The organism is Streptomyces sp. NPDC030798 (assembly GCF_055572275.1).
In genome coordinates, this window is record NZ_JBVIDR010000021.1 from 1 (window position 1) to 11971 (window position 11971).

The following is an 11971-nucleotide window of genomic DNA, read 5'->3' on the forward strand; positions in this document are numbered from 1 at the left end:
TCTCAAGGAACGGACGCTTCCTTCGTACTCACCCTCTCGGGCTTTCCTCCGGGCGCTTCCCTTCGGTGTTTCCGACTCTATCAGATCCTTTCGGCGTCCGATTCCCGGTCGGCGGGAGTTGTCTTCCCGGCCCTTCGGCCGTTCCGACGAGTGAGACTTTAGCGGATTCCTCGCTCCCGAGCGAATCGGGGGCTGCGTCCTTTCGAACGCGGATTCCTCATTTCGCAAATACACGCGCCGACGCACAGGACGACACGACAAAGCATCGCCGAGTAGTGGCTGGTACTTGCGGAATGGCTGTCCGGGGACCGACCGGAGTCGGCTCTCACGTCGGACAACTCGAAGAACCTTACGGATCACCTCGGTGTGTGTCAACTCGCTGCGGAGGGCTACCCCCGGGGCGTACCCTGACGCCCATGACGACGCGTACGTGCACCCAGTTCTGGTGGGCCGCCTGACGGCGGCCGCGCTCACGTACGCATGCAACGGCCGCCGCTTCGGCGGCCGTTCTCGTATCCCCCTCCAGGACTCCGGGAGCCGGCCGACCGGGACGGCGGCCCCGAGCCGGAGGTGAAGTAGGGATGACGCGGGTCTTCAGTGGAGTGAAGCCGACCGGGCACCTGACCCTGGGGAACTACCTGGGGGCCATGCGCCGCTGGGCCGAGGTGGACCAGCACCGGTCGGACGCCCTGTTCTGCATCGTCGATCTGCACGCCCTGACCGTGGACCACGATCCCGCGCGGGTGCGCAGGCTCAGCCGGCAGGGCGCGTCGCTGTTGCTGGCGTCGGGGCTGGACCCGGAGTTGTGCACCGTGTTCCTGCAGAGCCATGTCGACGAGCACACGCGGCTGTCGTACCTGCTGGAGTGCGTGGCGACGGACGGGGAGATGCGGCGGATGATCCAGTACAAGGAGAAGGCCGTCCGGGAACGTGAGCGCGGCGGGAGCGTGCGGCTGTCGCTGCTGACGTACCCGGTGCTGATGGCGGCCGACATCCTGGCGTACGGCGCGGACGAGGTGCCGGTCGGCGACGACCAGGCGCAGCACGTGGAGCTGGCCCGGGACCTGGCGGTGCGGTTCAACCAGCGATACGGGCACACGTTCGTGGTGCCCAGGGCGACGCGTCCGCGGGTGGCCGCGCGGGTGATGAATCTGCAGGACCCGACGTCGAAGATGGGGAAGTCGGACGACTCGGGGCCGGGGATCGTCTATCTGCTGGACGAGCCGGACGTGGTGCGCAAGAAGGTGATGCGGGCCGTGACCGACAGCGGGCAGGACGTCGTGTACGACCGGGAGAAGCGGCCGGGGGTCGCGAATCTGCTGGATGTTCTCGCTGCGTGTACGGACGGGAACCCTGAGTCGCTGGCGGGCGTTTACCAGTCGTACGGCGCTTTGAAGAAGGACACCGCGGAGGCGGTGGTGGAGGTGCTGAGGCCGGTGCAGGCCAGGCACCGGGAGCTGTGCGCGGATCCGGCGTATGTGGAGGGGGTGCTGCGAGATGGTGCGGAGAAGGCTCGGGCGATGGCCCGGCCGACCGTCGATACCGCCTATCGGGCCATCGGGCTGCTGCCGCCCGTGCCGGAGCCCGCGCTGAGTCCGGGCCGGTAGGGGTATGGGGGCGGCGGGGGACGACCCGCCGCCTTCTCGGGCCCAGGGGCGTGGGTTCAGTCCTTCTTGCCGGAGGCGAGTTCGCGGCTGCGGTCGCGGGCGGCCTCGAGGGCGGCGATGAGGGCGGCGCGGACTCCGTGGTTCTCGAGTTCGCGGATGGCGTTGATCGTCGTGCCGGCCGGCGAGGTGACGTTCTCGCGGAGCCTGACGGGGTGTTCGCCGCTGTCGCGGAGCATCACGGCGGCGCCGATGGCGGACTGGACGATGAGGTCATGGGCCTTGTCGCGGGGAAGGCCGAGCAGGATGCCCGCGTCGGTCATGGCCTCGACCAGGTAGAAGAAGTACGCCGGTCCGGAGCCGGAGAGGGCGGTGCAGGCGTCCTGCTGGCTCTCGGGGACACGGAGGGTCTTGCCGACGGCGCCGAAGATCTCCTCGGCGTGGGAGAGGTGCTCGGCGGTGGCGTGGCTTCCGGCGGAGATGACGGACATGGCCTCGTCGACGAGGGCGGGGGTGTTCGTCATGACACGGACGACCGGAGTGCCGGTGGCGAGGCGCTCCTCGAAGAAGGAGGTGGGGATGCCGGCGGCTCCGCTGATGACCAGGCGGTCGGCGGGGACGTGCGGGGCGAGTTCGTCCAGGAGGGTGCCCATGTCCTGCGGCTTGACCGTGAGGATCAGGGTGTCGGCGGTCTTGGCTGCCTCGGTGTTGGTGACCGGGCTGACTCCGTAGCGGGTGCGGAGTTCTTCGGCGCGTTCGGGGCGGCGGGCGGTGACCAGGAGGTCGGCCGGCGCCCAGCCGGCCCGGATCATTCCGCTGAGCAGGGCTTCGCCGATCTTGCCGGTGCCGAGGACTGCGACTTTCTGGCTCATGCGGTCAGTCTCCCACCGGGGCGTTGGGGGCCGGGGTGCCTGTCCGGTGGGCGGACGTCCGTCACGGGTCGAGCACCGGGCCGCCGACCGCCCGGCGGTAGCGCCGGGAGTGCCGGGCGGTCGGCCTGCTCGGGGCTCATGCCGTGCGGCGTCGCAGGGTGGCCGCGCCCAGGGCCAGCACCAGCAGCGCGCAGCCGGCCACGATCAGGACGTCCCTGACGAACGTGGCTGTCATGTCGGCGTGGTGCAGGACCTCGTTCATGCCGTCGACGGCGTACGACATGGGCAGCACGTCGGAGACGGCTTCGAGGACGGGGTGCATCTGAGAGCGGGGAGTGAAGAGGCCGCAGAGGAGGAGCTGGGGGAAGATCACCGCCGGCATGAACTGGACCGCCTGGAATTCAGAGGCCGCGAAGGCCGAGACGAAGAGGCCGAGGGCCGTGCCGAGGAGGGCGTCGAGCAGGGCGACGAGCAGGAGCAGCCAGGCCGAGCCGGTGACGTCCAGGCCGAGGAGCCAGAGGGCGAGTCCGGTGGCCAGGGCGGACTGGACGATGGCGAGGGCACCGAACGCGAGGGCGTAGCCGGCGATGAGGTCGGCCTTGCCGAGGGGCATGGAGAGGAGGCGTTCGAGGGTTCCGGAGGTGCGTTCGCGCAGGGTGGCGATGGAGGTGACCAGGAACATCGTGATGAGCGGGAAGATCCCGAGCAGGGAGGCGCCGATGTTGTCGAAGGTGCGCGGGCTGGCGTCGAAGACGTAGCGCAGCAGGACCAGCATCAGGCAGGGGACGAGGATCAGCAGCGCGATGCTCCGCGGGTCGTGGCGGAGCTGGCGCAGGACGCGGGCCGCAGTGGCGGCGGTGCGGGAGGCGTTCAGGGCGCCGGTGGGTGCGGTCGCGGTGGCCGGGGCGGTCATCGGCTCGTCTCCTTGGTGCGGTCGGCGGTGGTGGCGTCGGTGGCGGCCGCTTCGTCGACGAGGTGGAGGAAGGCGGCCTCGACGGTGTCGGTGCCGGTGCGGGCGCGCAGGTTGGCCGGGGTGTCGTCGGCGAGGATGCGGCCTTCGCGCATGAGGAGGAGGCGGTGGCAGCGCTCGGCCTCGTCCATGACGTGGGAGGAGACGAGGAGGGTGGCGCCGCGGGTGGTGGCGAGGTCGTGGAAGAGGTTCCACAGGTCGCGGCGCAGGACGGGGTCGAGGCCGACGGTGGGCTCGTCGAGGACGAGGATCTCGGGGGCGCCGAGGAGAGCGACGGCGAGGGAGACGCGACTGCGCTGGCCGCCGGAGAGGTTTCCGGCGAGGGCGTCGGCGTGGCTGGTGAGGTCGACGTCGGCGAGGACGCGTTCGACGTCCTGACGGCGGCCGGGGACCGGGCGGGTGGGGTCGAGGATCGCGGCGAAGTAGTCGAGGTTCTGGCGGACGGTCAGGTCGTCGTAGACCGAGGGGGCCTGGGTGACGTAGCCGATGCGGCTGCGCAGCTGCGGGTGTCCGGCCGGGCGGCCGAGGACGTCGAGGGTGCCGGTGACCTTGGCCTGGGTTCCGGCGATCGAGCGCATCAGGGTCGATTTGCCGCAGCCGGAGGGGCCGAGCAGGCCGGTGATCTGGCCGCGGGGAACGGTGAAGTGGAGGTGGTGGAGGACGGTGCGGGAGCCGCGGACGACGGTGAGGTCGTCGGCGTGGACGGCGTCGGGGGCCGTGGGGAGGGGTGGACCGGCCGCATAATTCATCATGCGATGAATAATCCGCCCGGCGGCCCGTGTCGTCAAGGGGGCGGCGGTGCCGCGCCGTGCACGAAAACGGCGGCCCGGGGAGGAACCGGGCCGCCGAGTCGATGCAGTGCGCGGGGGTCAGGGCTTGATGGCGACGAGCAGAAGCACGTCGTAGATCTCCTCGACCATGCCGTCCGGGAAGACCTTCAGCAGGTGGCCGCGCTCCTCTTCGAGAAAGGCGGTCCGGCGGTCCTCGGGTGTGAGGAGGAAGGCCGAGTGGCTGCCGATGTTCGCGAGGTGGGTGTCGATCGTGACCCGGCGGCTCCAGCGGACCACCCGGCGGCTGAAGCGGAGGCGGCCGCTGGGGTCGGCCAGTTCCGGGCGGCTGCCGTTGTGCTGCTGGGCGACGACGTCCACACCGAAGAACCCGCCGATACGGGCGGCGGCCTCGGCGAGCCAGGGGACGTCCAGGGCGTCGCCGTTCCACCACAGCGCCAGCGCCCCGCCCGGCCGCAGCGCCCGCAGCGCCTCCGGCACCGAGCGGACTGTGTCGGTCCAGTGCCAGGCCTGGGCGTAGGTGATGAAGTCGGCGGAGGCGTCGGCGACGGGGAGGGCGTTGCCGTTGCCGCGGACGATCGGGATGTGCGGCAGGGCGCGGCGGAACTCGGCGGTCATGCCCGCGCCGGGCTCGACGGCGAGCACGTCGGCGCCGCGGGCGTTCAGGAGGGCGGTCGCGATACCGGTGCCGGCCCCCACGTCCACGACGCGAGCGCCGGACAGCGGCCGGCCGGCGAGTTCCTCGACGGTGTCGAAGAGGGCGGACGGGTAGGAGGGGCGGTTCGCGGCGTACTGGGCGGCTGCGGCGTTGAAGGAGTGGGCACGGGCGGAGGCGGAGGGCGGCTGCGTCGCGGTCATACGGCCATGATGGTGCGCCGGTTGGGCCGCCGGAACCGAACATCCGGACGGGGCGCGGGCGTCACCCGCCCCGGCGCGGACGGCGCGGGCCGCGAGCGTCTTCGGATCGGCGGGATGGCCCCGTCGGCGCCGGCCGGTCCGGGCGACGGTGATCACGAGCAGGCGGGAGGGTCAGCGGCGGCGCTTCTTCTTCGACGGGTTGCCCGTCCGGCGGGAGGAGCGGCGCTCGTACTCCTCGCGTGCCTTGTCGTACTCCTCGCGGTGCAGTTTCTCGCCCGGGGCCTCGGTGAGGGAGCGGAAGAAGTAGGCGAGCAGGGAGCCGACGAAGCCGATGGCGAGCAGACCGCGCAGGGAGGCCTGGCGCTGGGGGTCGTGGCGTTTGCCGAAGCCCTCCCAGGTGTTGCGGAAGGCGAGGGCGCTGCAGATCGCGAACATGGCGATGACCAGCACGGTCACGAAGGGCCCGCTGTCGGCGATCCGGATGCCCTCGTAGGCGAGGCGCAGCACCAGACAGGAGGCGGCGGCCGCGACGAGCGAGCCGACGGCGACGCCGGCACGGCGGGCCGGGTACCCCTGGTCGTGGTTCACCCAGGAGGTACCGAAGAACCGAAGGGGCTCGGGCCGGGGACCACCGTCCGCGGAGCCCGCCGCGGTGCCCAGGATGTCGTTCTCGTCGCTCACGGGACGATTATGGCGCCGGGCGGGGGCGGGCTCCGGACCGGGTCAGCCGCAGCGCGGGGCGATGTAGCCGTCGCTGCCGGTCTGGACGTAGGCGTCGGAAACGAACTCACCGTTGTTGATGTTGTCCCATATCTTCGTGGTGCCGTAGGGGCCGGTGACCGTCGTTCCCGGGGTCTGGCAGAAGATCGGGACCTTCGCTCCTTCGGCCAGGACACGGACGATGTTGTAGCTGGTACCGGGACCGCTGCGGACGTTCAGGCGGACGCCTGGAGCGACGGAGTAGTAGCGCAGCGAGGTCGCCGCAACCTCTTCGGCACGGTCAACGGACATGAAGGCCCCCCGTTCGACTCCATGGATGCCATGGAGTCACGTCGAATTCCCAGGAAACGAGCCACGGAAAACCTGCACGCGACTCGCGCGCGCAGGCTAGCAAGCCGCCTCTGTCTCGCACGAGTCATCGACTAGGCTCCGTGCGTCGCGCGCGCGGACGAACAGCACGGGGGTGGTCGCATGGCGCCACGCAGGAACGCGGGAGCGGGTGCCGAAGCGGAACTTCCCGAGTACGCCGGTCACTACCGCCTGGAGTCACGCCTGGGGTCGGGCGGAATGGGCGTCGTACACCTCGCCCGAAGCACCTCGGGGATGAAGCTCGCGGTGAAGGTCGTACACGCCGAGTTCGCCAGGGATCCCGAGTTCAGAGGCCGTTTCCGGCAAGAGGTGGCCGCCGCCCGCCGGGTGAGCGGCGCGTTCACCGCGCCCGTGGTCGACGCGGATCCGGACGCCGAACGCCCTTGGATGGCCACGCAGTTCATTCCGGGGCCTACGCTTTCCGACGAGGTGAAGCGGAACGGACCCATGGGTCCGGCTCAGTTGCGCCGGTTGATGGCGGGGCTCGCGGAGGCGCTGCGGGACATCCACCGCGTCGGAGTCGTGCACCGGGACCTGAAGCCGAGCAACGTGCTGCTCGCCGAGGACGGGCCGAAGGTCATCGACTTCGGCATCTCTCGGCCGAAGGACAGTGAACTGCGCACGGAGACCGGGAAGTTGATCGGCACGCCGCCGTTCATGGCGCCCGAGCAGTTCCGGCGGCCGCGCGAGGTCGGCCCCGCCGCCGACATCTTCGCGCTCGGGTCGGTGATGGTGCACGCGGCGACCGGGCGCGGGCCGTTCGACTCCGACAGCCCCTATGTCGTCGCCTACCAGGTCGTGCACGACGATCCGGACCTCGCCGGCGTACCGGAAAGTCTCGCTCCGCTGGTGCTGCGGTGCCTCGCCAAGGAGCCGGAGGACCGGCCGACTCCCGATGAACTCATGCGGGAGCTGCGGTCGGTGGCGGCCTCGTACGACACGCAGGCGTTCATACCGGCGCAGCGGTCGCGCGAGGAACGGGCTCCGGAGCAGCCCGCGCCACCGGTGGGGAAGCGGGTCGGACGCAAGGTGGTCGTGGGCGTCGGCGCGCTCGGCCTCGTCATGGCAGCGGCGGTGGCCTCGGTACAGCTGTTCGGCAAGGACGGGCCCACGCCGGCCGGCGCGCACCCTCGTACCAGGGCAGCGGCGTTCAGTTCGTGGGAGGCCGGGCCTGTGCCCGGAGCATCTGGCATGCCCCAATGCTCGTACGCGGCGGGGAAGTTGCTGTGTGCCCAGCCCGGCGTCGTCTACGCCCTCTCCCCTGCCGACGGAAAGCTGCTGTGGCGGCGTTCGGTCGCCACCACGTCCGCGAGCACATCGCCGGTCGTCTCGGCGGCTCTCGTACAGCCCTATGCGGACGGCGGATCGCAGCTCGCGGCGCTCGACCCGGGCTCGGGCGCAGAGGTCTGGAAGCGGCGTCTGGCCCAGGGAACGATGGTCCGGTACACCGAGCGGACGGCCCTGCTCACCGGAGCTGACGGAGAGGTCACCGGCGTCGACAGTGCCTCGGGCGCCACCAGGTGGAGCCGTCGGATCGCCGGTCAGGACAGGCCGTCCTTCGTCTCGTTTCCCGGTGACCCGCTGGCATACGCGACCAGCACGTCGCACGACGGATCCACCACCCGGGTTGCCGCCGTGGATCCGCAGAGCGGCGACGTACGGTGGCAGGCCCGGCTGAACGGGACGCTCGAGCCCATCGGAACCGGGCGCGGCACCGTTTTCTTCGCCTCCACCGACCGTGTCTACGGGGACACGAAGGCCGTTGTCCGCTACACCCCCGCGACCCGCTCGACGCGTCGGGTGGCACTGCCCCTGGCGAGCGAGGCCGGCCAGGCCACTGTGCGCGGGAACACCGTGTACCTCCTCGCCGCGGGAGGCTCCCTCACCGCGGTGGACGTGGACGCGCGGAAGCAGCTGTGGCGCGTGGAGACCTCGGTGAGCCGCGGTTCGGCACCGGTCTCGGACGGCAGGTACGTGTACTTCACCGCCGGCGACGGACGGCTTCTCGCCGTCGACACCGGCAAGGGAACCCTCGTCGGGCAGACTCCCGCGCGTCTGGGCCCTAACCCGGCGCAGATCATGAGTGCGCCCGCCACGCCCGTGCTCCACGACAACCGGGTCTACGCCACCGCCCCCGACGGCACCGTCTTCGCCGTCGCGGCGCACAACCCGGCCGCCTGGTGACACGCCGAGGGACCGCCCCCAGCAGGAGGCGGCCCCCGGGTCGGCGGCGGGTCGGCGTCAGTTCAGCTTGGTCACGTCCCGGACCGCGCCCCGGTCCGCGCTGGTCGCCATCGCCGCGTAGGCGCGGAGCGCGGCGGAGACCTTGCGGTCGCGGTTCTTGGGGGCGTAGACGCCGTTCAGGGACTGTTCGCGGCGGGTGAGCTCCGCCTCGTCGACCAGCAGCTCGATCGTGCGGTTCGGGATGTCGATGCGGATGCGGTCACCGTCCTGGACCAGGGCGATGGTGCCGCCGGAGGCCGCCTCGGGGGAGGCGTGGCCGATGGAGAGGCCGGAGGTGCCGCCGGAGAAGCGGCCGTCGGTGATCAGGGCGCAGGTCTTGCCCAGGCCGCGACCCTTCAGGTACGAGGTCGGGTACAGCATCTCCTGCATGCCGGGGCCGCCCTTGGGGCCCTCGTAGCGGATGACGACGACATCGCCGTCCTTGACCTCCTGGGTGAGGATCCGCTGGACGGCCTCCTCCTGGGACTCGCAGACGACCGCCGGGCCCTCGAAGGTCCAGATGGACTCGTCGACACCGGCCGTCTTGACCACGCAGCCGTCGACCGCCAGGTTGCCCCGCAGGACCGCCAGGCCGCCGTCCTTGGAGTACGCGTGCTCGACCGAGCGGATGCAGCCGCCCTCGGCGTCGTCGTCCAGGGCCGCCCAGCGCTCGGACTGGGAGAAGGCCTCGGCGGAGCGGACGCAGCCGGGGGCCGCGTGCCACAGTTCGACGGCCTCGGGGGACGGTGAGCCGCCGCGGACGTCCCAGGTCTTCAGCCAGTCGGACAGGGACGGGCTGTGCACCGCGTGGACGTCCTCGTTGAGCAGGCCGGCGCGGTGCAGCTCGCCGAGGAGGGCGGGGATGCCGCCGGCCCGGTGCACGTCCTCCATGTAGTACGTGCGGTTCTTCGCGACGTTGGGAGCGACCTTGGCCAGGCACGGCACGCGGCGGGAGACCGCGTCGATCTGCTCCAGGCCGAAGGGGACGCCCGCCTCCTGGGCGGCGGCCAGCAGGTGCAGGATCGTGTTGGTCGAGCCGCCCATCGCGATGTCCAGGGCCATGGCGTTCTCGAAGGCCTGGAAGGTGGCGATGTTCAGCGGGAGGACCGACTCGTCGTCCTGCTCGTAGTAGCGGCGGGTGAGGTCCATGACCGTGTGGGCCGCGTCGACGTAGAGCTGCTTGCGCGCGGTGTGGGTGGCGAGGACCGAGCCGTTGCCGGGCAGGGACAGGCCGATGGCCTCGGTCAGGCAGTTCATCGAGTTGGCGGTGAACATGCCGGAACAGCTGCCGCAGGTCGGGCAGGCGTTCTCCTCGATCCGGAGGATGTCCTCGTCGGAGATCTTGTCGTTGACGGCGTCGGAGATCGCGTCGACCAGGTCGAGCGTGCGGACCGTGCCGTCGACGAGAGTGGCGCGGCCGGACTCCATCGGGCCGCCGGAGACGAACACCGTCGGGATGTTCAGGCGCAGGGCCGCCAGCAGCATGCCCGGGGTGATCTTGTCGCAGTTGGAGATGCAGACCAGGGCGTCGGCGCAGTGGGCCTCGACCATGTACTCCACCGAGTCCGCGATCAGGTCGCGGGAGGGCAGGGAGTACAGCATGCCGCCGTGGCCCATGGCGATGCCGTCGTCCACGGCGATCGTGTTGAACTCGCGCGGGATGCCGCCCGCCTCGGTGATCGCCTCGCTGACGATCCGGCCGACCGGCTGCAGGTGGGTGTGGCCCGGGACGAACTCGGTGAAGGAGTTCGCGACGGCGATGATCGGCTTCCGGCCGATGTCCGCACCGGGTACACCGGAGGCGCGCATAAGGGCGCGGGCGCCCGCCATGTTGCGGCCGTGGGTGACTGTGCGGGACCTCAGCTCGGGCATCGTCGCTCGCTCCTTCAATGACCTTCTGGCGATGAGTCCAGAGAGTTCGATGAGTCCAAAGAGTTCTGACTCCCTCCGAGCCTACGCCGGTGCTCCAAGGGATGGACACGCTTGTCCGGAATGCGGGACGCGTGTTTCACCGCCGCCCGCAGGTGCCCGTGCCTCAGGGAGCCGTCAGGTGGTGCTGCACCACCGGTGCCACGCGCGTGATGATCTGCTCCAGGTCCGCCGAGGCCAGCGGCTCCAGCTTGATCACGTACCGCATCATCGCCGCGCCCACCAGCTGCGCGGCCGCCAGCTCGGCGCGCAGCTCCGCGTCGGGCAGGTCCAGCTGGGCGGCGATGCGGCGCAGCAGCTGGTTGGCGACCAGACGGCGGAAGACGGCGGCGGCGGTGTCGTTGGTCACCGCCGAGCGGACGATGGCGAGCAGCGGGGTCCGGGTCGTGGGGTTCTCCCAGACGCCGAAGATGAAGCGGGCCAGCCGCTCCCCCACTCCGTCCAGCGGGCCGGCGGCCACCGCGTCGGGGGCGTCCAGCGCCGGTGCGAAGGCGACCGCGACGGCCTCCTCGAAGACCTGTTCCTTGGTGCCGAAGTAGTGGTGGACGAGGGCCGGGTCGACGCCGGCGGCCTTGGCGATGCCGCGGACGGACGTCTTCTCGTAGCCCCGCTCGGAGAACTCCGCGCGGGCCGCGGTGAGGATGCGGTCGCGGGTGTCGGCGGACTCGGCGCGCGGGGGCCGGCCGCGGCGGCGGGCGCCGGGGGCCTCGGTCATCGCCGGGGCACCCGCACGGCGGAGGCCAGGTGGCGGCGGGTGAAGGCGAGGGCCTCGGCGAGGTCGGCCTCGCGCTCGGCGCTGGACATGGCCCGGCGGGTGTTGACCTCGATCACGACATGGCCGTCGAAGCCGGTGACCGCGAGGCGCTCCAGCAGCTCGGCGCAGGGCTGGGTGCCGCGCCCGGGCACCAGGTGCTCGTCCTTGGCCGAGCCCCGGCCGTCGGCGAGGTGGACGTGGCCGAGGCGGTCGCCCATGCGGTCGATCATCTGCAGGGCGTCGGTGCGGGCGGTCGCCGCGTGGCTGAGGTCGATCGTGAAGTGCCGGTAGTCGTCCTTGGTGACGTCCCAGTCCGGGGCGTAGGCGAGCATCTCGCGGTCGCGGTAGCGCCACGGGTACATGTTCTCGACGGCGAACCGTACGTCCGTCTCGTGCGCCATCCGCCAGATCCCGGTGACGAAGTCGCGGGCGTACTGCCGCTGCCAGCGGAAGGGGGGATGGACGACGACGGTGTCGGCGCCCAGCTTCTCGGCGGCGGCGCGGGCCCGCTGGAGCTTGACCCAGGGGTCGGTGGACCAGACCCGCTGGGTGATCAGCAGGCAGGGCGCGTGGACGGCGAGGATCGGGATGCCGTGGTAGTCGGACAGGCGGCGCAGTGCCTCGATGTCCTGGCTGACCGGGTCGGTCCACACCATGACTTCGACGCCGTCGTAGCCGAGGCGCGCCGCGATCTCGAAGGCCGTCGCCGTCGACTCCGGGTACACGGAGGCTGTCGACAGTGCGACGGAGACGTCCCTGGGGTGAGCCACGGGTGCCACCTTAAGGGGTTGAGTGGCTCTCGTGTCGGGTGCCCATTCGCCGTTGTGAGCTTTGCCATTCGGGCGGGTGCTGCTCCGTCCTGGCTTCCCGCGCCGTTCCCCGCG

The 11971-nt window shown here is 71.2% G+C and carries 11 protein-coding genes; 2 read left to right on the top strand and 9 right to left on the bottom strand.

Going from position 1 to position 11971, the window contains the following annotated elements; genetic code table 11:
• Window positions 1–581 precede the first annotated feature (581 nt).
• Window positions 582–1607, top strand: coding sequence for a tryptophan--tRNA ligase (gene trpS / locus ACZ404_RS34320; RefSeq protein ID WP_468446855.1), 1026 nt, complete (start codon window positions 582–584; stop codon window positions 1605–1607).
• 56 nt (window positions 1608–1663) lie between these two features.
• On the opposite strand, the gene proC is transcribed toward trpS, so the two are convergent.
• From proC to ACZ404_RS34350, 6 genes are all read right to left on the bottom strand, one after another.
• Window positions 1664–2476: a pyrroline-5-carboxylate reductase gene (gene proC / locus ACZ404_RS34325; protein ID WP_468446857.1), complete on the bottom strand. Its 813-nt coding sequence runs from the start codon at window positions 2474–2476 to the stop codon at window positions 1664–1666.
• A 136-nt stretch (window positions 2477–2612) separates the two neighbouring features.
• Window positions 2613–3389: an ABC transporter permease gene (locus tag ACZ404_RS34330; protein ID WP_468446859.1), complete on the bottom strand. Its 777-nt coding sequence runs from the start codon at window positions 3387–3389 to the stop codon at window positions 2613–2615.
• The gene (locus tag ACZ404_RS34335) at window positions 3386–4198 is read right to left on the bottom strand and encodes an ABC transporter ATP-binding protein (RefSeq protein ID WP_468446861.1); all 813 of its coding nucleotides are present in this window, start codon (window positions 4196–4198) and stop codon (window positions 3386–3388) included. The genes ACZ404_RS34330 and ACZ404_RS34335 overlap by 4 nt, the downstream gene beginning before the upstream one ends.
• A gap of 117 nt (window positions 4199–4315) precedes the next feature.
• Window positions 4316–5092, bottom strand: a complete 777-nt coding sequence (locus ACZ404_RS34340; protein WP_468446863.1) for a class I SAM-dependent methyltransferase — start codon at window positions 5090–5092, stop codon at window positions 4316–4318.
• A gap of 171 nt (window positions 5093–5263) precedes the next feature.
• Window positions 5264–5773 (bottom strand): EamA/RhaT family transporter, encoded by a 510-nt coding sequence (locus ACZ404_RS34345; protein ID WP_468446865.1) that lies wholly within the window; start codon window positions 5771–5773, stop codon window positions 5264–5266.
• 42 nt (window positions 5774–5815) lie between these two features.
• Complete coding sequence (locus ACZ404_RS34350) at window positions 5816–6103, bottom strand: SH3 domain-containing protein (protein WP_468446867.1); 288 nt, start codon at window positions 6101–6103, stop codon at window positions 5816–5818.
• Between the two features lie 180 nt (window positions 6104–6283).
• Here ACZ404_RS34350 and ACZ404_RS34355 point away from each other — a divergent pair, with 180 nt between their 5' ends.
• Window positions 6284–8365: a protein kinase domain-containing protein gene (locus tag ACZ404_RS34355; RefSeq protein WP_468446869.1), complete on the top strand. Its 2082-nt coding sequence runs from the start codon at window positions 6284–6286 to the stop codon at window positions 8363–8365.
• Between the two features lie 57 nt (window positions 8366–8422).
• On the opposite strand, the gene ilvD is transcribed toward ACZ404_RS34355, so the two are convergent.
• The 3 genes from ilvD to ACZ404_RS34370 all read right to left on the bottom strand — a co-directional run bounded on the left by ilvD (window position 8423) and on the right by ACZ404_RS34370 (window position 11857).
• Window positions 8423–10276: a dihydroxy-acid dehydratase gene (gene ilvD / locus ACZ404_RS34360; RefSeq protein ID WP_468446871.1), complete on the bottom strand. Its 1854-nt coding sequence runs from the start codon at window positions 10274–10276 to the stop codon at window positions 8423–8425.
• 163 nt (window positions 10277–10439) lie between these two features.
• The gene (locus ACZ404_RS34365; RefSeq protein ID WP_468446873.1) at window positions 10440–11048 is read right to left on the bottom strand and encodes a TetR/AcrR family transcriptional regulator; all 609 of its coding nucleotides are present in this window, start codon (window positions 11046–11048) and stop codon (window positions 10440–10442) included.
• Window positions 11045–11857: a sugar phosphate isomerase/epimerase family protein gene (locus ACZ404_RS34370; protein WP_468446875.1), complete on the bottom strand. Its 813-nt coding sequence runs from the start codon at window positions 11855–11857 to the stop codon at window positions 11045–11047. Before ACZ404_RS34370 ends, ACZ404_RS34365 begins: the two co-directional genes overlap by 4 nt.
• Window positions 11858–11971 lie beyond the last annotated feature (114 nt).

Bases quoted from the DNA above. Each gene is read 5' to 3' on its own strand.
- ACZ404_RS34330 (WP_468446859.1), bottom strand. From the start codon at position 3,389: ATGACCGCCCCGGCCACCGCGACCGCACCCACCGGCGCCCTGAACGCC.
- ACZ404_RS34355 (WP_468446869.1), top strand. From the start codon at position 6,284: ATGGCGCCACGCAGGAACGCGGGAGCGGGTGCCGAAGCGGAACTTCCC.
- ACZ404_RS34365 (WP_468446873.1), bottom strand. From the start codon at position 11,048: ATGACCGAGGCCCCCGGCGCCCGCCGCCGCGGCCGGCCCCCGCGCGCC.
- trpS (WP_468446855.1), top strand. From the start codon at position 582: ATGACGCGGGTCTTCAGTGGAGTGAAGCCGACCGGGCACCTGACCCTG.
- proC (WP_468446857.1), bottom strand. From the start codon at position 2,476: ATGAGCCAGAAAGTCGCAGTCCTCGGCACCGGCAAGATCGGCGAAGCC.
- ilvD (WP_468446871.1), bottom strand. From the start codon at position 10,276: ATGCCCGAGCTGAGGTCCCGCACAGTCACCCACGGCCGCAACATGGCG.
- ACZ404_RS34335 (WP_468446861.1), bottom strand. From the start codon at position 4,198: ATGATGAATTATGCGGCCGGTCCACCCCTCCCCACGGCCCCCGACGCC.
- ACZ404_RS34340 (WP_468446863.1), bottom strand. From the start codon at position 5,092: ATGACCGCGACGCAGCCGCCCTCCGCCTCCGCCCGTGCCCACTCCTTC.
- ACZ404_RS34350 (WP_468446867.1), bottom strand. From the start codon at position 6,103: ATGTCCGTTGACCGTGCCGAAGAGGTTGCGGCGACCTCGCTGCGCTAC.